The following is an 18,191-nucleotide window of genomic DNA, read 5'->3' as shown; positions in this document are numbered from 1 at the left end:
TTCCGAATGGCCCCGCGCTCGCCTATAACGGGACCATGAGCCAACCCGACAAAACCGCCGCGCCCGCGGCCGACGAAGGCCGCATCGCCAAGCCCGAAGGCCCGCTCCGGACCGGCTGGACGACGGGCGCCTGTGCGACGGCGGCAACCAAGGCGGCGCTGACGGCATTGATCACCGGCGAGTTCCCGGATCCCGTGACGATCCGGCTGCCACGCGGCGAGGAGCCGGCCTTCGCGCTTTCGCTCGAGGCCCTTGGCGATGGCTATGCGATGGCCGGCATCGTCAAAGATGCCGGCGATGATCCGGATGTGACGCATGGGGCAACCGTAGTCGCCTCGGTGCGTCCGCTTGCGCCCGGAAGCGGTATCCGCTTTGCCGCCGGCGACGGCGTTGGCACCGTGACGCGACCGGGCCTGCCGATCGGCGTCGGCGAGCCGGCGATCAATCCCGTGCCGCGCGCGATGATGACGGCCGAGGTCGAGGTACTCTGCGCGCAGCACGGCCTGCCCGCCGATGTCGAGATCACCGTGTCGATCCCGGGCGGGGACAAGATCGCAGAAAAGACCTGGAACCCGCGCCTCGGCATCGTCGGCGGGCTCTCCGTGCTCGGCACGACGGGCGTCGTCCACCCCTTCTCCTGCGCCGCCTGGATCCATTCGATCCATCGCGGCATCGACGTCGCCCGCGCCGAGGGCATGCAGCATGTGCTGGGCGCCACCGGCTCCACCTCGGAGAAGGCCGCGCAGGTCTTCCACGACCTGCCGGACGGCGCGCTGCTCGACATGGGCGATTTCGCCGGCGGCCTGCTCAAATATCTCCGGGTGCATCCGGTGCCGCGGCTGACCATTGCCGGCGGGTTCGCCAAGATGGCGAAGCTGGCGCAAGGGGCGCTCGACCTGCATTCCTCCCGCAGCCAGGTGGACAATGAAGCACTCCTGTCGCTGATCGACGGGGCTGTGCTCACCGGGCCCGTTCGGGAGCGAATGCTTCACGCGAACACTGCTTTAGAAATACTTGAATTAGCAAATGAAAATGAAATCAACGTCGCGTCTGCTGTTGCCCGCGCCGCCCGCGCGACAGCGATCGGAACCTTGCGCGGTGCGCCGGTCGAGGTCGACGTGATCGTCACGGATCGTCAGGGGAAGATCATTGCCCGTGCCGCCTGAGACAAGGCCGAAGGTGCTGATCCTCGGCGGCACCGCCGAAGCGGCGGCCCTTGCGGAACAACTCGTCGCCCGCGGCGACATCGTGGTCGTCACATCGCTCGCCGGACGCACCGCCCATCCGGTGCTTCCGGCCGGCGAGGTGCGCATTGGCGGGTTCGGCGGTGCGGCGGGTCTGGCCGCCTATATCCGGGAGAAGGGCATCACCCGGCTCATCGATGCGACCCACCCGTTTGCCCGGCGGATCTCGGAAAACGCCATCCAGGCGGCGGCCGAGACGGGGATCACGCTCGAGCATATGGTTCGCCCCGGCTGGGAATGCCAGCGCGGCGACCGTTGGCAGGAGGTTTCCTCGCTCGAAGAGGCGGCCCGCATTCTGCCGCCGGGGGCGACCGTGTTCCTGGCGCTCGGCCGGCAATATCTGGATGCGTTCGTCGCCCGGAGCGACTGCCGCTTCGTCATCCGCATGGTCGACGCGCCGGCCGAACCGCTGCCGTTCGTCGACCATGTGCTGATCCTCGGCAAACCGTCGGCCGATCCGGTGCGTGAGGCCGAGCTCTTTGCCGCCCACGGCATCACCCATCTCGTCTGCCGCAACTCGGGAGGTGCCGCGGGCTACGGCAAGATCGTCGCGGCGCGGGAGATGGGGTTGCCGGTCATCATCATCGGCCGCTGATCAATCTTCCTTGACCGAAACGATCGTGTCGTGGATCAGCGTCAACACGCCGTCGGGATCGATGCCGGTGCAGATCTTCTGGCTCGGCAGATGATCCCAGACGCTCGGGCCAAAACCCATATAGTCCGGCTTCTGGATCGTCTGGCCGTCGGCAATGCCGCCGCAGACCACGCGGACCGAACCGGAGCGCGTCTTGAACAGGTGCGGTGCCACGACATAGGCGCAGGCGCAGCTGTCATGCACGACCATGCCGTCCGGCACGCGGCTCTCGTAGAACTTGATGTAGAACTGTGACAGATCGAACAGCAGGCGGGCGCGGCTGGTGCCGGCCGCATCGCGGATGTCGGCGAGCTGCTGGCGGGTCATCACCGTCTGCGTCGTGACATCGAGACCGACGATCACCACGGGCCAGTTGGCGGTGAAGACCATGTCCGCGGCTTCGGGATCGCCGTGGATATTGGCCTCGGCCGCCGGCGTCACATTGCCGTTGACGTCAAAAGCGCCGCCCATGATGACGACTTCCTTGACCAGTTCGACGATGCCCGGATCTTCCTTCAGCGCATTGGCGAGATTGGTCATCCGGCCAACGGCAACCAGGGTCACCTCACCTGGATTGGCGCGGATCGTCTCGACGATGAAACGATGGGCCGGGCGCGGATCGAGCGGCAGGTCGATGACATCCGGCACGCCGATATTGCCCAGCCCGTCGTCGCCGTGGATGAATTTCGGCGGCTCGTGGCTGACCCGGTGCGGGATGAAGGTCTCGCCGGCGCCGCGGGCCACCGGGGCGCCGATCTTCCACTCGCGCTTGAGGAACAGCGCATTGCGCGTCGTCGTCTCGATCGACGCATTGCCGAAGACGGTGGTGATCCCGACAAGATCGATCTCGTGATGATGGTGGAGGAAGAGCAGCGCCATGGCGTCGTCGACGCCCGGATCCGTATCGAAAATGACCTTGTGCATGTAACCGCCGGAATGCTGTTGGGATTGAAAAAACGAAGCGCCTGTCTTAGCGCATGTGGCGTCGGATGGCCAAGCTGTCAGCCGCCGGTTTCGGCGAATTCGCCCATCAGGCGCGGGAAGTCCTCCATCGGCGGAAACTGCGGATAGCTGTGCCGCGCCGGCGTCTGCACCCAGGGCAGTTTCTCGCTGGCGCAGGTTTCCATGAAGGGGGTGAAGCCGGCCGCATCGTCCAGCATGGTCGAACGCACATTGACGAAAGGTCCCATGGCGTCGAAGCGGGTGAACATCCAGCTCAGGCAATGCGGGCAGAAGAAATGGCGCAGATCCCCATGCAGGCCGCCGATGACGGGCTCAAGGCCGCTCACCTCGACATTGTCTTCCGGATAGAGCGAACTCAGCGAAAAGGCGCTCGCGGTCATCTTTTGGCAGCCGGTGCAATGGCAGACCATGGTCATCACCGGCCGGCCCCTCACCTTCAGCTGCACCTTTCCGCAACGGCAGCCGCCGCCCGTCACATTACCGTCGAACGTCATTGGAATCTCCCTCTTTCATGCCGGCAGGATAGCGCCCGGGCGTGAAAGAACAATGGCACGCCACGGCCAGATCGGGTCGCAACTCATGGCAGGAGTGCGATCCTGACCTTGAGGCGGTCACCGGCCTTCAGTCGTGCCGCCTTACGGACCGCCGCCTTGACCGGCAGAAGATAGCTAGACGATGCCTTTTCGGGAAAAAGCGAGGTCCGGAATCCGACGTCGGCGATTTCCGCCGTTACCGCCACCATGCCCCATCCCGACCGGCTGCTCCCGGTGGCGCAGCGGATGGCGAAGCCGACATCCGCCGGCACGGTGACGAAATGCCAGGAGCCCTTGCCGCTGTACTCGAAGAGATCGGCCTCGAATTCCCAAGCCTCCATCGCCTGCCCCCGGATTACACGTCGGCCTTCTTTTTCTTCTTTCCCACATTGCGCAGCACGTGGGAGAACTCGGAATTATACAGGTCGCTGTCGCGGAATTCGACATGGCCGAAGACCTTGCCGACCATGATGAGGGCGGTGCGGGTGATCTTCGCCTTGCGCACCTCCTCTGCCATGTCCTTCAGCGTCGTGCGGATCAGGAGTTCGTCCGGCCAGGTCGAGCGGTAGGCGATGATCACCGGGCAGTCCTCGCCGTAATAGGGCGTCAGCGTGTCGCGGATATGGGTGAGGTTGCGGATCGACAGATGGATGGCGAGCGTCGCCCGCGACTTGCCGAGGATCTCCAGCGTCTCGAATTCCGGCATTGACGATGCCTTCATCTCGGTGCGCGTGACGATCACCGTCTGGGCGATCTCGGGCAGCGTCAACTCGGTTTTCAGGCGCGCGGCAGTGGCGGCGAAGGCCGGCACGCCCGGCACGACATCGTAAGGGATCTTCAGCGCGTCGAGCCTTCGCATCTGCTCGGCGATCGCGCCATAGATCGACGGGTCGCCGGAATGCACTCGCGCGACATCCTCGCCGCGGGCATGGGCGGCCTCCATCTCGGCGACGATCGCGTCGAGATGCATCGGCGCGGTGTCCATGACGATCGCACCTTCCGGCGCCGCCTGCACGATCTCTTCGGGCACCAGCGAGCCGGCATAGAGACAGACCGGGCAACGCTCGATGAGCCTCAGGCCCCGCACGGTGATGAGATCCGGGGCGCCGGGGCCGGCACCGATGAAATAGACGGTCATGCTGTTGTCCTCAAGTTGTGTCGCGGGTTACCCCCCTCTGCCCTGCCGGGCATCTCCCCCTCAAGGGGGGAGATCGACCCGCGGTCAGCCGAAATGTCCCGGGCCACCCCCGAAATTGCTCCCGACTGCCTTCTCGGTCTGCGGCCTGAGAAAGGGCCGAGCGGCCTCCGGGTTGTGATCTCCCCCCTTGAGGGGGAGATGCCCGGCAGGGCAGAGGGGGGTACCAAGGACCCGACGGTCGCGGCGATACGGCTCATGCCTTCATCCCGCTCTCCGCCTTCCCCGAATAGCCGCGCGGGGTGTAGACCCAGGTCTTGCCGTCGCCGGTCGTGACGGTGCGGCTCTCCGACGAGCCGACGACCACCACCGTCAGCATGTCGACGTCGTCGACATTGAGCGCGCCGAGCGGCACGGTACGGACATGCTCGCCCGGACGGCCGAGATTGGTGGCGAGGATGACCGGCGTGGAGGCCGGGCGGTATTCGAGCAGCGTGTCGCGGGCGTAAGCCAGCTGGGTGCGGCGCTTCATCGATACCGGATTGTAGAAGGCAATGACGAAATCGCCCTCGCCCGCGGCCTTCACCCGGCGCTGGATATGCTCCCAGGGGGTCAGGAGGTCGGAGAGCGAGATGGTGCAGAAGTCGTGGCCGAGCGGCGCGCCGATGCGGGCAGCGGCCGCCTGGAGCGCTGAAATGCCGGGCGAGACCTGGACCTCGATGCGGGATGCCGCGTCCGAGATGCCACCCTTGTCGAACAGTTCGAACACCAGCGTCGCCATGGCATAAATGCCGGCATCGCCCGAGCAGACGAGCGCCACGGTCTTGCCCTCGCCCGCCAGTTCCATGGCATGGACGACGCGCGCCTCTTCCTTGCCGAGGTCGAAGTCGTGGCGCGTCTTGCCGGCGGCGAGCGGGCCGAGCAGGTCGAGATAGAGCGAATAGCCGACGAGGTCGGTGGAGGCCATGACCATGGCCGAGACTTCCGGCGAGCGCCACTGGTCGGCGCCGGGCCCGATGCCGACGACATAGAGGGTGCCGCGGGCCCGGCCGATCATGGCCGGATCGACGGTCGCGGCGCTATGGGCGATCGCGGCGGTGACGCCCTTCGACTTGATCTTGGGGAAGACGAGGTCGCCGGACGGGCCGACGCCGGCAAGCGCCGCACCTTCGGCGACGCCATGGCAGCCGACCTCGGCAAAGACGACCTCGGACGGGTTCTGCAGCCTGGGCGCTTCCTCTTCGAGCCGCGCGGCGGGGAAGAAGCGGGCCGGCACACCGAAATGGGCGGCGACGTCGTGCATCGCGGTTTCGTCCGCTTTCACGTCGATCGAAGCGACGGCGGCGAGGCTCTGCCAGGCGAGGTCACTATCCGCCAAAGCCTGTTCGGCGAGCGCGATCGCCTCTTCGCTCGACGCATGGCGTTCGCAGCCCATGCCGAGCACCAGCGTCTTCGGATGATAGACCAGCTCGAGCGGACCGGCGTGTTTGGGGCGGTCTGTGACCGTCAACGTCACCGTGCTGTCCGCGGCGAAGGGGATGCGGGAGGCGACGAGCCAGGCGGCGAGCGGCGGGTTTCCCTTCTCCCCGGCGGGGAGAAGGTGGTCCGAAGGACCGGATGAGGGGGCCGAAGGGCCGGCCTCGCCGGGTGCCGCCCCCTCACCCGGCGCTATCGCGCCACCCTCTCCCCGCTGGGGAGAGGAAATAACGAGCTGCGCCTTGGCCCCTGCCACCAGCTCCGCCATCACCGCCTTGGCGTCGGCCGGATTGGCAAGCACATAGTCCTGCGGCGGCTGGTCGAGGGCGACGCCGAATTTCACGTCGCCGGCGGTGGTCACCGCGGCATGGGCATCGAGGGCTGCGGCGATGGTGCGGGCAAGATCGTTGGCGCCATGGTGGCCGCCGAGCAGCGGAACGACCGAGGCGCCATCCTCCGAGACGGCGACCACGGCCGGTTCCGTATGCTTGTCGGCGAGCAGCGGCGCCAGAATGCGGATCAGCGCGCCGGATGCCATCACCGCGATGATCGGCCGGCCGGCGGAGAAGAGCGCCGCCAGATGCGCCTTTGTCTCGTCGAAAGCGATATCGACATGCGCGGTGCGGGCGCGGGCGCCGTGGAGTTTTGCGCCGATCGCATCGGCAATCCTGCGGCCGAGCGCGTGGCTCGCCTCGGACAGGATGACGACGGCGGGTTCTGGTGCGAGAGTCATGGGGTCATTCCGTTGTGGCGGGCATTTTCGGCGGCGAGCGATGCATTCCAGCCCTCCCCGCCCTTGTAGATCAGGATCATCGAGAAATAGGGCGCGACGTCTTCCGCCACGGCGGACAGCGGCAGGACGCGCTGTTCGGGCAGGCTGACGCGCTCGACATAGCCGGCGCAAGCGGTCAGCCCCATGTCATCGATCAGCGCGCGGATGCGGTGAAAATGACGGCCGACCTTGATGATGGCGACGGCCGCGGCGGGGTCGATCCGGCTCCTCAGCGTCTCGTCGTCGAGCGGCCCCGGCACGACGGACAATACGTCGTTGCGCGCGGCGAGCGGTCGCCCGAGGGCGGCGGCGGCGGCCATCATCGACGACACGCCGGGCACGATCTCCGTCTCGTAGCGATCGGACAGACGCTCGAACAGGTACATGAAGGAGCCGTAGAAGAAGGGATCGCCCTCGCAGAGCACGGCGACGTCGAGGCCCGCATCGAGATGGCGCGACAGGGTCTCGGCCGCTTCGTCGTAGATCTCCTGCGCCGGAAACCGCTCGACCCGCATGGGCACGACGATCGGCACCTCCACCTGGTGGAAACTGAGATAAGCCGCGGCGATCTGGCGGGCGAAGCTCGGGCCGGTGTCCGGAGCGGGATAGGCGACGACCGGGGCAGCACTCAGAATGCGGTGCGCCTTCAGCGTGATCAGTTCCGGGTCGCCGGGGCCAAGGCCGAGGCCGTAGAGTTTGCCGGTCATGAGGATCGCCCCTCGCTCTTCTGAAAAATACCCCCTCTGCCCTGCCGGGCATCTCCCCCACAAGGGGGGAGACAGGCACGCGGCCCCGCTCGCGCCTTCAGAAGATCATGGGTCAATGCCCGGAAAGAAATGTCAGCGCGGAGAGACCGGCCGACGCCTTGCACGTTGGCGGCACGGGTCTCTCCCCCCTTGTGAGGGAGATGGCCGGCAGGCCGGAGGGGGTCTTGAAAGGCGAAAACGGTCACGCGTTCTCCCCCTTCGTCACCGACCAGATCGTCACCGGCATCAGCGACTTCCAGCCGCAATAGCGGCCGACCGGGGCGGCGCGGGCGACGGAGAGGCGGATCAATTCGCCGCCGAAGGCACCGCGCAGGTCGGCGAGGCGCGCCTCACCCTCGATCGTGACGGCATTGGCGACCAGTTGGCCGCCGGGCGCCAGGGCGTCCCAGCACGCCTCGAACAGCCCCTCGTGATTGATGCCGCCGCCGATGAAGATCACGTCCGGTTCGTCCAGGCCGTCGAGCGCCTCCGGCGCTGTACCCTCGACGATCTCCATATCCGGGACGCCCAGCGCATCCGCATTGGCGCGGATCATCGCGATGCGCTCGGCCTTGCCTTCGATGGCGATGGCGCGCGTGCCCATGGCTGTGCGCATCCATTCGATGCCGATCGAGCCGCAGCCGGCTCCGACGTCCCAGAGCAGCGCATTGGGAAAGGGCTGGAGCTGCGACAGGGTGACGGCGCGGATCTCGCGCTTGGTCAACTGCCCGTCATGGCGAAAGGCTTCGTCCGGCAGGCCCGGCACGGGCGAGAGCAGCGGCGATTCGGAGGCACAGTCGATCGCCAGCGTGTTGAAGTCGGACAGCGGCGGCGTGTTTTCCAGCATCTGCTGCGCCGTCATCACGGTGATCCGCTCGGCATCGCCGCCCATGTGCTCGAGCACGGACAGCATCGAGGCGCCGAAGCCGCGCTTTACCAGAAGGGCGGCGGCGGCGATGACGGTCGAGGCATCGGAGGTCAGCGCCAGGATGCGGGCGCGCGGGAGCAGATGGCGGTTCAGGTGCGTGAGCGGGCGGCCGTGCAGGGAAATCTGCGCCACCGATTGCAGCGGCCAGCCGAGACGCGCGGCCGCGAGCGAGAAGGCCGAGGGCGACGGCAGGATCAGCATTTCCTCGACCGACACATAGCGCCTGAGCGTCGCGCCGATACCGAAATGCATGGGATCGCCGGTGGCGAGGATGGTGACCGGGGTGCCGCGCAGCCGCATCACCTCGCCAAGCGTCTCGCGGAAACCGGCGCTCCAGCTGAGAATGCGTTTCAGGCCCGGCAGATGCGCGCCTTCCAGCACACTGTCCAGCCGCTCGCCGAGCACGATCGTCTCCGTCTGCCAGAGCAGCGCCTGCGCCTGCGGCGTCAGGCTCGCAAGCCCGTTGTCGCCAATGCCGATGATGGTAAGCCAGGGTGTCATTTCGGCCGTTCTGTCAGTCATTGGCGCCGAGCCCCCCGGCCAGTGCGTTGATGGCGGCGGACGCCATGGCCGAGCCCCCTCGCCGGCCGCGAACGGCAATGAAGGGAATGCCACGACTGTCGGCGATCAGTGCCTCCTTGCTTTCGGCGGCGCCGACGAAACCCACCGGCAGGCCGAGGATCAGCGCCGGCTTCGGCGCACCGGCGTCGAGCCGCTCCAGCAGGCGGAAGAGCGCGGTCGGCGCATTGCCGATGGCAACCACAGCGCCGGCCAGATGTTCGTCCCACAGATCGACGTGGGCGGCCGAACGGGTATTACCGATCGCCTCGGCCTTCGGGCGCACGCGTGCGTCGTTCAGCAGGCAGATCACCTCGTTCTCCGCCGGCAGCAGGCGGCGAATGATGCCGTGGCGAACCATTTCCACATCGCAAAGCACCGGCGCGCCGCGGGCCAGCGCCGCCGCTCCGGCCTCGAAGGCGCCGGCGGAAAAGGCGATGTCATCGGTCAGATCGGTCATGCCGCAGGCGTGGACCAGGCGGATCGCCAGCTTTTCCATGCCGCCGGAAAACCGTGACAGATCCGCTTCCGCGCGGATCGTCTCGAAGGACTGGCGGTAGATCTCGGCGGGATCGCGGATGTAGTCGAGGATCGTCATGAACCGCCCCTCATCCGGCTGCCGCCACCTTCTCCCCGCTCGCGGGGAGAAGGGACGTGTGGCACCGCCCGGGCCCCGTCCTCCTTCTCCCCGTCAGAACGGGGAGAAGGTCCCGGCAGGGGGATGAGGGGCAGAGGCCCGCCAGCGATTGTGCCACCTGCCCCATCACTTCTTCTTCTGCATCGACTTCGGGCCGAGCGGATGGTCGGCGTGGGGGTAAGGGGCGTGATGGTGGTCGTGGTGACCGTGATCGTGGGAATGGCCGCCGGCATGATCGTGTCCGTGCTCATGGCCGTGACTGTGACCGTGGTCATGACCGTGATCGTCACCGTGGCTATGCCCGTGCGCATGGGCGTGATCGTCGTGCTTATGGCCATGGTCATGATGGTGGTCATCGTGGTCACGCCCGTGGTCGTGGCCGTGATCATGCCCGTGGTGATGGCCGCAGCCGCAGTTCGGGCCGTGCTCGTGGACATGCGGCTTGCCGCTCGAGGGCGCGCTCATCACGGCCTCCAGTTCGGCGTCGGGGGCGGCGTTCATCAGGTGGCCGTACTTGCCGCCGAGGGTGGTCGAGGGGGCGTAGTCGAAGGCCGGCCCAAGGTCGTTCGGCTCGGCATGGGAATGAACCGGCGTCCAGGGCAAGCCGTGCTCCTTGCAGAAATCGGGATCGCGACAGGAGGCATCGCAATCGCCCTTGCACGGACAGTTCTCCAGCCCGCCGCCGATGCCCTCGACATGGTGGTGATGGCTCTCTTGCGGCTGGCCGATATCGGCCTCGAATCCCAGCACCTGTTCGCGGTACTTGCACATCTGGCAGTTCATCACCGCCGCGCCCTCGAGGATTTCCTTCACCCGGTCCTGGAAGGCGTCGAGCACCAGCGGGTGATCGTTGAGATAGCTCGCCTTGACGAACTGGATCTCCGGGTGACGCGCCGCCACTTCGTCGGTGTAGGAATAGATGCGCTTCACCAGCACCCCGGTGAAGAGGAAATACGGAAAGACGATGATGCGCTTGTAGCCGAGCTTGGCGGCATGGGAGAGCCCCGGCTCGACCAGCGGGAAGGTGACGCCCGAATAGCAGGTCTCGCCCCAGCCGAAGCCCATGCCTTCCCAGAGCATGCGCATGACCTTGGAGGCGTTGGAATTGGCGTCCGGGTCGGACGAGCCGCGGCCGACGACCATGAGCAGCGTGTCGTGTTTGTCGACTACGCCGAGCGTCCGGTTGGCTTCGTCGACCGCCTGCTGGATGCGGTCGCCGGCGGCGCGGATCATCTTCAGGTCGATGCCGAGTTCGCGGCCATAGTTGATAACCATGCCCGGGTTCTGCGCCTGGTAGGTATTGAGCACCGAAGGAATGTCGTTCTTGGCGTGACCGGCGGCAAAGAGCATGCCCGGCACGGCCAGCACGCGGGTGACGCCTTCGGCGCGCAACTTGTCGAGACCGGCCGAGATCACCGGATTGCAGAATTCGAGATAGCCGTATTCCACCGGCATGTCGGGGTTTCTGGCCCGCAGCGCCTCGGCGATGATGGCGAATTCGCGCGCCGCATTCTGGTTACGGCTGCCGTGGCCGCAGACCATGATTCCGAGTTTTTCCGACATGAATAGGCCTCCTGCTTCGTTTTCCTCATGTACGAAGCGCCGGAGCCCGTCACATAACGGAGGACTCCATGGCCTTTACGGACAGCTCCGGAATTGGCCCCCTGCTTGGGTCGGCCGCACCGGACTATTTCCAGCCTGTCGAACAGGCGCCGTCGCACATGACAAGAGCTTTAGCCAGTCGGCCCCATCAGGTCAAACCTGTTTGCGCCATTCTGTGGGCCATCCGCGCGCGGACAGACGCCATGGACACGGGACAGGAAGGAGACCGAATTTTCTGCGCCATGGAACTTTCGCCCGTCCACGGCGTTACACGATGTCGTCCTGACCCCAGGATCGTCCAATTTGGAGCACCATCTTATGTATCTGAGCCGCCCCACCCAGGCCGTTTTCGTCATCGCGGTTCTGCTTGCCATCGCGGCAGTGTTGATTTTCCTCAATATCCTGCCGTTTGCGGCCATTCCGTCGTTCTGGATCATGACCGCCGCCTTCGTTCTCCTGCTGCTGGGTAATCTCGTCAGAGGCATGTGATCGCAGCCTGACAGGAGTCCGCCCCTTTCGTCGGCCTGAAAGCCGGAACGGGGCGAGTTCCCGCCCTTCGGTCCTTGGACACGGAAGCACGTGCGATCGGGCTTTTTGTGCCGTCCGGTTTGTGCGATAGGGGCAGACGGGCGAAGTGATCCGCCTGCCGTTTTTCTCCGTGCGGACCCTTGCCTTGCCCGAAATCCTGTTCTCCACGCTGCTTTTGCTGTTCGTCGCTGCCTTCCTGGCCGGCTTCATCGATTCGATCGCCGGCGGCGGCGGGCTGATCACCATCCCGGCCATGCTGATCGCCGGCATACCGCCGCTCCAGACGCTGGGCACCAACAAGCTGCAGTCGATGTTCGGCGCGGCCTCGGCGACGATCGCCTACGCCCGCAAGGGGCATGTGGACCTTAAGAGCCAGCTGCCGATGGCGGCGCTGGCTGGATTCGGCGGTGCTGTCGGCGCACTGCTGGCAACCGTCGTACCCGGCGACGTGCTGCGCGCGCTGATGCCCTTCCTGCTGGTGGCGATTGCGCTCTATTTTGCGCTCAAGCCCAATCTCTCGGACGTCGACCGCCATCAGCGCATGACGCCCTTCCTGTTCGGCCTGAGCTTCGTGCCGCTGATCGGCTTCTACGACGGCGTGTTCGGACCAGGCACCGGATCCTTCTTCATGCTGGCCTTTGTTTCGCTCGCCGGCTTCGGCATGCTGAAGGCGACTGCGCATACCAAGCTCCTGAACCTCTCCTCCAATCTCGGCGCCTTCCTCGTCTTCCTGGCGAGCGGCGTGGTCCTGTGGAAGGTCGGGCTCCTGATGGGGCTCGGCCAGTTCCTCGGCGCCCAGCTTGGCTCGAAGCTCGCCATGAAGAACGGCGCCAAACTGATCAAGCCGCTGCTGATCGTCACCTGCGTGGCGCTCGCCGTGAAGCTGCTGATGGACCCGACCAATCCGGTGCGGGTGTGGATGGGGTTCTGAGCTTCACTTTGCTTTTGCGCCGTTTCAACCTATATTTGGATGGCGGCGCACAACTCCTTGGAGGAGACTGGCCATGGCCAATACCAGCCTCAATCTTGGCAAGCACTGGGACGATTTCATCGAGGCCCAGGTGAATAGCGGTCGCTATGCGACAGCGAACGACGTCGTACGCGACGCACTCGAAGGGCTCAAAGAACGCGAACGCAAGCTGGCGGAACTCCGTCGTGAGATCGACATCGGCCTGGAACAGGCGCGGCGCGGCGAATTTGCCGAGGATGATTTCCTCGAAAAGCTCCTTGACGAAGATATCGCGGACGCTACGCGGTGAAGCGCCGTGCGCGCCTCAGCAAGAGAGCGGCAAACGATATGCGGTCAATCAACCGCTACACCGCGTTGACTTGGGGCAATGAGCAGCGTCGCGCCTATATCGCTCAACTCAAATCGAGGATCGAGTGGCTGGCGGACAATCCGCGCCTCGGCAAGGCGCGACCGGACATCAGAGACGGCCTCTTCTGCTTTCCCGAAGGGGAGCATGTCATCTTCTATGTTCACATTGCCGAAGGCATTCAGGTCATGGCGGTGCTACACAATCGCATGTTGCCTCAGCACCGTCTGTGACCATACTGCCGCCTAGAACTCCACCCCGATCTGCGCCTTGATGCCGGAGCGGAACGGGTGCTTCACCAGCTCCATCTCGGTCACCAGGTCGGCGATCTCGATCAGCTCATCCTTGGCGTTGCGGCCGGTCAGAACGACATGCGTCATTTCCGGCTTCTCGCTCTCCAGGAACTCGACCACATCGGCGATGTCGATGTAGTCGTAGCGGATGGCGATGTTGATCTCGTCGAGCAGGACCATGGAATTGGAGGGATCGCGGATCAGTTCCTTGGCCTTTTCCCAGGCGGCCTTGGCCATGGCGATGTCGCGCGCCTTGTCCTGGGTTTCCCAGGTGAAGCCCTCGCCCATGGTGTGGAATTCGCACAGGTCGGAAAAGTGCTTGAGGATCAGGTCACGCTCGCCGGTCGACATGGCGCCCTTGATGAACTGCACCACCGCGCATTTCCGGCCATGGGCGATATGGCGGAAGATCATGCCGAAGGCGGCCGAGGACTTGCCCTTGCCCTTGCCGGTGTGGACGATGATCAGCCCCTTCTCGCCGGTCTTGGTCGCCATGATCTTCTCACGCGCGGCCTTCTTCTTCGCCATTTTTTCCGCGTGGCGGGCGAGATCGGCTTCGGGTGAAGCGCCGGGAAGCTCGTCTGTCATCGTGTCATCCTCCAATTGTCGTTTCAGGTACGACCTTGCACGAGCCGCGAAAGGTCGAACATCGCCGAATTGCTGCGTGGCGTCCACAACCCGCGGTCGATAGCCTCGATCAGCCGTTCGGACATTTCGCGCAGCGCCGCCGGGTTCTTCTCCGCCATGAAATCGCGCACGCGTTCATCGAGAACGAAGGCCTGGTAGACCGCCTCGAAATGGTGGTCGCGCACGGCGCCGGTGGTGGCGGAAAAGGCGAACATGTAGTCGACCGTCGCGGCGATCTCGAAGGCGCCCTTGTAGCCGTGGCGCATCACGCCGTCGATCCACTTCGGGTTGACGACGCGGGCGCGCACGACGCGGCCGATCTCCTCATCGAGCGTGCGGATCACCGGCTTTTCCGGCCTCGAATGGTCGTTGTGGTAGACGGTCGGACGGGCGCCCGCGACATGCTCGATCGCGGCGGTCATTCCGCCTTCGAACTGGTAGTAGTCGTCGCTGTCGAGCAGATCGTGTTCGCGATTGTCCTGGTTCTGCACGACCGCCTGCACGGTCCGCAGGCGTTCCTCGAACAGGCCGCGCTCAGCCTTGCCGTCTTCGCCGGCGCCATAGGCATAGCCGCCCCAGACGAGATAGGCCTCGGCGAGATCGCCGCGGCGTTCCCAACCTTTTTCGTCGATCAGCGCCTGCAGGCCTGCGCCATAGGCGCCGGGCTTGGAACCGAAGACGCGGTAGCCGGCACGCCGTGAGGCCGTCTTCTCGTCCAGCCCGTCGGCGACGAGCCGCGCGGTCTCGGCCCGGACGCGGGCGGCGATCGGATTGTCGCCCTCGTCCTCATCAAGTGCGGACACCGCCCGCACCGCCTTGTCGTAGAGCGCGATCTGTTCCGGGAAGGCATCGCGGAAGAAGCCGGAGATGCGCAGCGTCACGTCGACGCGCGGGCGGCCGAGGATCGCCTGGGCCAAGATCTCGAAGCCGGTGACGCGGCGCGAGGCCATGTCCCAGAGCGGCTTCACCCCGATCAGCGCCAGCGCCTGGGCGATGTCGTCGCCGCCGGTGCGCATGTTCGAGGTGCCCCAGGCGGTGAGACCGAAAGAAGTCGGCCACTCGCCATGGTCCTGGACATAGCGTGCGATCAGGAGTTCTGCCGACTTCTTGCCGAGTTCATAGGCCGCCGGCGTCGGAACCGAGCGGCTGTCGACCGAATAGAAGTTGCGGCCGGTCGGCAGAACATCGGGACGGCCGCGCGTCGGCGCGCCGGAGGGTCCGGGCGGCACGAAGCGGCCGGCAAGGCCGGTCAGCAGACCCTCGATCTCGGCCGGACCGGAGCGCATGATCGACGGCTTGAGGCGGGTTTTGATTTCCTCAAGCACGGCGCGCGTGGCGAGCCAGTCTTCGGGGCAGGACGCGGTCCCGTCCACGAGCTTGGCGGCGAGGAGTTCGATGCGCTCGACGGTGTCGCCCCTGGTGCGCCAGGGGGCGTCGGTCAGGTCGGAGAGGATGGTGGGTTTCGGACCGGTCCAGGGGTCGGACATGACGCAGTCGAGGGGGTCGAATATGTCGACCTTGAACGAAAACTCCCCCTCTGGCCTGCCGGCCATCTCCCCCACAAGGGGGGAGAACACCCGTGGCTCGCTTTGGCGTTCAACGGCAGCGTCACGCTCGAGCGGAAGCCCCTCCCCCTTGTGGGGAGGGGTTGGGGAGGGGTCTTCTTTCACAAGAACATCCCCCGCAATCGCCCGCTGCAGGCTCTGGTCGCCGCCCTCGCCGAGAGCCCGGGGCACGCGGGCCAGCGCCACGGTGAGGTCGGTCAGCAGCCGGCCCTCCGGTGCAAGGCCAAAAATGTGCAGGCCGTCGCGGATCTGCATTTCCTTGAGGTCGCAGAGATAGGCGTCGAGCTTTTCGAGCGCGCTTTCCTCCGCCTCGTCGCGGACAATGCCGGCGTCCTGGTCGAGGCCGATGTCGGCGACGAGGTCGAGGATCTGTTTCTTGAGCAGTTTCAGCCGGCGCGGATCACCGCCCGCGGCCTCGTAATATTCGTCGACCAGCGCCTCCAGGTCCTTCAGCGGCCCGTAGCTTTCGGCACGGGTGAGCGGCGGGGTCAGGTGGTCGATGATGACGGCGGAGGTGCGGCGCTTGGCCTGGGTGCCCTCGCCTGGGTCGTTGACGATGAAGGGGTAGAGATGCGGCAGCGGGCCGAAGACGGCTTCCGGGTAGCAGGTTTCCGACAGCGCCAGCGCCTTGCCCGGCAACCATTCCAGATTGCCGTGCTTGCCCATATGGATCACCGCATGGGTGTCGAACTGCCGGCGCAGATAGGCGTAGAAGGCGAGATAGCCGTGCGGTGGCACGAGATCGGGCGAATGGTAGGTTTCCTTCGGATCGATATTGTAGCCCCGCGCCGGCTGGATGCCGACGACGACATTGCCGAGGCGCGACAGCGGCAGGGCAAACCGGCCGTCGAGGAAGAACGGATCTTTCTCCGGCGCGCCCCAACGCGCGGTAACGTCTTCCTGAACCTTTTCCGGAAGACTTTCGAAGAAGCTAATGTAATCGCTTGCCGATAGCGTTTCGCGGATCTCGCGGCCGTCGGTCGCCGCATTGGTCGGGCCGGCCATCAGATGGGTCATCAGCGCATCGCCGTCGGCGGGCAGCGCGTCGAGCGTGTAGCCCTCGGCGGCCATGGCGCGCAGGACTTCGACGGTGCCCGCCGGTGTGTCGAGGCCGACGCCATTGCCGAGGCGGCCGTCGCGGTTCGGATAGTTGGCCATGACCAGCGCCACCCGCCGCTCGGAGGCCGGGGTCAACCTGAGCCGCGCCCAATTGGCGGCCAGTCTTGCGACGAAGGCGGCGCGACCGGCATCGGGTTCGTGGGAGACGATATTGGTCTCGACGCGGGCATCGAAACGCGCGGCGGCCTTGAAGGAAACGGCACGCGTCATCACCCGGCCGTCGACCTCCGGCAGCGCCACGCTCATCGCGAGATCGCGGGCGGTGAGGCCCTGCGACGAGGCCTCCCAGGCCTCGCGGGTGGAGGATGAGAACAGCGCCTGCAGCACGACCGCGCCGCCCTCGTCCAGCACGGTCGAGACCCGCTCGGCGCCCGGCGCCGAGACGGCAAAGCCGGTGGCGTTGATGACGACGGCGGGCGGCGCCTCGGCGAAGATCGACCGGAGCGTCTCGACCGAGACGGCGTCCTTCAGGCTGGAGACGAAGACCGGCAGCGCGGTCAACCCTTGCGTCTTCAAGGCGTCGATCATAGCCTCGACCGGCCTGGTCTCGCCGGTTTGCACGAGGGCGCGGTAGAAGCAGAGGGCGGCGACGGGCGGCGGCGGCACGCGTTCCCCCCCCTCTGGCCTGCCGGCCATCTCCCCCTCAAGGGGGGAGATCGACTCGCGGCAAGCGTCCTCAGCTTCATCCGGCGTCGGGCCTTCAGAATCCCTTTCCGCAAACACCAAAGCTGGAGGTGACGCGGCGTGGTCACCGCGTCCGATCTCCCCCCTTGAGGGGGAGATGGCCGGCAGGCCAGAGGGGGGTATCACCGAACTCGGCGACGCAGAGCCAGAATACCCCTTCTCCCCGTTCGACGGGGAGAAGGTGCCGGCAGGCGGATGAGGGGCGATCCTCGACGCTTGCTTCCATTCACCGACACCGATCGCGCCCCTGCCCTGCCACCAGATGCCGGCTTTCAGGAGGGGCGCGGCGGGCGCCGGCTTCTCGCCGTGACCGATCAGGGCGCAGGCATAGTCGACGAAAGCCCGTGCATTGGCGTCGCCGCCCTCGATCAGATAGGCCCAGAGCGCGGACAGGTCCTCCGGAGGAAGGGTCGAGAATTCGGCAAGCCCCTCGTCCCGCTTGTCGTCGCCGGGCAGCACGGCGATCGCTGCTCCCGTGCGGCGGGCCATGGCATGCAGCGCCTCGAGCACATAGTGGAAATAGCTGGCGCCGCCGAGCGCCCGGACGACGATCAGCTTCGCATGCCGCGCCGTGCGCTCGACATAGGTGTCGACGGACATCGGGTGCTTGAGGCTCATCAGGCTGGCGAGCCGGAAGCTCGGGCCCTCGGCACGGGCCGCGACCGCGGCGGCAATCGCCGCCAGCTCGGTATCGGCCGCCGAGAGGAACAGGATGTCGCCCGGCGTCTGGCCGAGATCAACGGCCTCGTCTCCGTCGGCGATCGAGCCTTTCTGGGCTAGGAGAAGATGCATGCGCGCACGGCATGGGTAACATGCCCCTCATTGCTGCCC

General features: G+C 66.0%; 17 protein-coding genes. 6 read left to right on the top strand and 11 right to left on the bottom strand.

Going from position 1 to position 18,191, the window contains the following annotated elements:
- Positions 1-35 precede the first annotated feature (35 nt).
- Positions 36-1,166, top strand: a complete 1,131-nt coding sequence (locus L867_RS0100720) for a cobalt-precorrin-5B (C(1))-methyltransferase (RefSeq protein ID WP_084638445.1) — start codon at positions 36-38, stop codon at positions 1,164-1,166.
- Entirely contained in the window at positions 1,156-1,839 is a 684-nt protein-coding gene (locus L867_RS0100715; RefSeq protein ID WP_037172428.1) for a cobalt-precorrin-6A reductase, read from the top strand. Before L867_RS0100720 ends, L867_RS0100715 begins: the two co-directional genes overlap by 11 nt.
- Here the strand turns inward: L867_RS0100715 and L867_RS0100710 are convergent, their stop codons facing one another.
- The 9 genes from L867_RS0100710 to L867_RS0100670 all read right to left on the bottom strand — a co-directional run bounded on the left by L867_RS0100710 (position 1,840) and on the right by L867_RS0100670 (position 11,189).
- Positions 1,840-2,802 carry a nucleoside hydrolase gene (locus tag L867_RS0100710; RefSeq protein ID WP_028735099.1) on the bottom strand — a complete coding sequence of 321 codons (963 nt, stop codon included), beginning with the start codon at positions 2,800-2,802 and terminating at the stop codon, positions 1,840-1,842. It lies immediately after the preceding gene.
- A gap of 77 nt (positions 2,803-2,879) precedes the next feature.
- Positions 2,880-3,335, bottom strand: a complete 456-nt coding sequence (locus L867_RS0100705; RefSeq protein WP_028735098.1) for a GFA family protein — start codon at positions 3,333-3,335, stop codon at positions 2,880-2,882.
- A gap of 83 nt (positions 3,336-3,418) precedes the next feature.
- Positions 3,419-3,715, bottom strand: coding sequence for a DUF1905 domain-containing protein (locus tag L867_RS0100700; RefSeq protein ID WP_028735097.1), 297 nt, complete (start codon positions 3,713-3,715; stop codon positions 3,419-3,421).
- 14 nt (positions 3,716-3,729) lie between these two features.
- Positions 3,730-4,512: a precorrin-4 C(11)-methyltransferase gene (cobM, locus tag L867_RS0100695; RefSeq protein ID WP_028735096.1), complete on the bottom strand. Its 783-nt coding sequence runs from the start codon at positions 4,510-4,512 to the stop codon at positions 3,730-3,732.
- Between the two features lie 253 nt (positions 4,513-4,765).
- Positions 4,766-6,718: a precorrin-3B C(17)-methyltransferase gene (gene cobJ, locus L867_RS0100690; RefSeq protein ID WP_028735095.1), complete on the bottom strand. Its 1,953-nt coding sequence runs from the start codon at positions 6,716-6,718 to the stop codon at positions 4,766-4,768.
- Complete coding sequence (cobI, locus tag L867_RS24250) at positions 6,715-7,464, bottom strand: precorrin-2 C(20)-methyltransferase (RefSeq protein WP_037172274.1); 750 nt, start codon at positions 7,462-7,464, stop codon at positions 6,715-6,717. The genes cobJ and cobI overlap by 4 nt, the downstream gene beginning before the upstream one ends.
- Before the next feature lie 241 nt (positions 7,465-7,705).
- A complete protein-coding gene (locus tag L867_RS0100680) occupies positions 7,706-8,932 on the bottom strand; it encodes a bifunctional cobalt-precorrin-7 (C(5))-methyltransferase/cobalt-precorrin-6B (C(15))-methyltransferase (protein ID WP_028735094.1) in 1,227 nt (408 codons plus the stop codon).
- 13 nt (positions 8,933-8,945) lie between these two features.
- On the bottom strand, positions 8,946-9,581 hold the full coding sequence (locus L867_RS0100675; RefSeq protein ID WP_028735093.1) for a precorrin-8X methylmutase: 636 nt from the start codon (positions 9,579-9,581) through the stop codon (positions 8,946-8,948).
- A 171-nt stretch (positions 9,582-9,752) separates the two neighbouring features.
- Entirely contained in the window at positions 9,753-11,189 is a 1,437-nt protein-coding gene (locus L867_RS0100670; RefSeq protein ID WP_028735092.1) for a sirohydrochlorin chelatase, read from the bottom strand.
- 357 nt (positions 11,190-11,546) lie between these two features.
- Here L867_RS0100670 and L867_RS27235 point away from each other — a divergent pair, with 357 nt between their 5' ends.
- From L867_RS27235 to L867_RS0100650, 4 genes are all read left to right on the top strand, one after another.
- Positions 11,547-11,717 (top strand): hypothetical protein, encoded by a 171-nt coding sequence (locus L867_RS27235; RefSeq protein ID WP_156951546.1) that lies wholly within the window; start codon positions 11,547-11,549, stop codon positions 11,715-11,717.
- A 184-nt stretch (positions 11,718-11,901) separates the two neighbouring features.
- On the top strand, positions 11,902-12,687 hold the full coding sequence (locus L867_RS0100660) for a TSUP family transporter (RefSeq protein ID WP_028735091.1): 786 nt from the start codon (positions 11,902-11,904) through the stop codon (positions 12,685-12,687).
- A gap of 73 nt (positions 12,688-12,760) precedes the next feature.
- The gene (locus L867_RS0100655) at positions 12,761-13,015 is read left to right on the top strand and encodes a type II toxin-antitoxin system ParD family antitoxin (protein WP_028735090.1); all 255 of its coding nucleotides are present in this window, start codon (positions 12,761-12,763) and stop codon (positions 13,013-13,015) included.
- Complete coding sequence (locus L867_RS0100650) at positions 13,012-13,305, top strand: type II toxin-antitoxin system RelE/ParE family toxin (protein ID WP_028735089.1); 294 nt, start codon at positions 13,012-13,014, stop codon at positions 13,303-13,305. Before L867_RS0100655 ends, L867_RS0100650 begins: the two co-directional genes overlap by 4 nt.
- A gap of 12 nt (positions 13,306-13,317) precedes the next feature.
- Here L867_RS0100650 and cobO read toward each other — a convergent pair whose 3' ends face one another.
- Positions 13,318-13,953: a cob(I)yrinic acid a,c-diamide adenosyltransferase gene (cobO, locus tag L867_RS0100645; protein ID WP_028735088.1), complete on the bottom strand. Its 636-nt coding sequence runs from the start codon at positions 13,951-13,953 to the stop codon at positions 13,318-13,320.
- 23 nt (positions 13,954-13,976) lie between these two features.
- Positions 13,977-18,152 (bottom strand): cobaltochelatase subunit CobN, encoded by a 4,176-nt coding sequence (cobN, locus tag L867_RS0100640; RefSeq protein ID WP_028735087.1) that lies wholly within the window; start codon positions 18,150-18,152, stop codon positions 13,977-13,979.
- Between the last annotated feature and the right edge of the window lie 39 nt (positions 18,153-18,191).

This window comes from Paenirhizobium selenitireducens ATCC BAA-1503, from assembly GCF_000518785.1.
Taxonomy (GTDB): Bacteria; Pseudomonadota; Alphaproteobacteria; order Rhizobiales; family Rhizobiaceae; genus Allorhizobium; species Allorhizobium selenitireducens.
This window is presented reverse-complemented; position numbering and strand designations above follow the sequence as displayed.

What these genes read in the sequence shown, in the direction of transcription:
- cobM (WP_028735096.1), bottom strand. Translation starts at nt 4,512, where the DNA reads ATGACCGTCTATTTCATCGGTGCCGGCCCCGGCGCCCCGGATCTCATC.
- L867_RS0100680 (WP_028735094.1), bottom strand. Translation starts at nt 8,932, where the DNA reads ATGACACCCTGGCTTACCATCATCGGCATTGGCGACAACGGGCTTGCG.
- cobN (WP_028735087.1), bottom strand. Translation starts at nt 18,152, where the DNA reads ATGCATCTTCTCCTAGCCCAGAAAGGCTCGATCGCCGACGGAGACGAG.
- L867_RS0100700 (WP_028735097.1), bottom strand. Translation starts at nt 3,715, where the DNA reads ATGGAGGCTTGGGAATTCGAGGCCGATCTCTTCGAGTACAGCGGCAAG.
- L867_RS0100710 (WP_028735099.1), bottom strand. Translation starts at nt 2,802, where the DNA reads ATGCACAAGGTCATTTTCGATACGGATCCGGGCGTCGACGACGCCATG.
- L867_RS27235 (WP_156951546.1), top strand. Translation starts at nt 11,547, where the DNA reads ATGTATCTGAGCCGCCCCACCCAGGCCGTTTTCGTCATCGCGGTTCTG.
- L867_RS0100720 (WP_084638445.1), top strand. Translation starts at nt 36, where the DNA reads ATGAGCCAACCCGACAAAACCGCCGCGCCCGCGGCCGACGAAGGCCGC.
- L867_RS0100655 (WP_028735090.1), top strand. Translation starts at nt 12,761, where the DNA reads ATGGCCAATACCAGCCTCAATCTTGGCAAGCACTGGGACGATTTCATC.
- cobO (WP_028735088.1), bottom strand. Translation starts at nt 13,953, where the DNA reads ATGACAGACGAGCTTCCCGGCGCTTCACCCGAAGCCGATCTCGCCCGC.
- cobI (WP_037172274.1), bottom strand. Translation starts at nt 7,464, where the DNA reads ATGACCGGCAAACTCTACGGCCTCGGCCTTGGCCCCGGCGACCCGGAA.
- cobJ (WP_028735095.1), bottom strand. Translation starts at nt 6,718, where the DNA reads ATGACTCTCGCACCAGAACCCGCCGTCGTCATCCTGTCCGAGGCGAGC.
- L867_RS0100670 (WP_028735092.1), bottom strand. Translation starts at nt 11,189, where the DNA reads ATGTCGGAAAAACTCGGAATCATGGTCTGCGGCCACGGCAGCCGTAAC.
- L867_RS0100705 (WP_028735098.1), bottom strand. Translation starts at nt 3,335, where the DNA reads ATGACGTTCGACGGTAATGTGACGGGCGGCGGCTGCCGTTGCGGAAAG.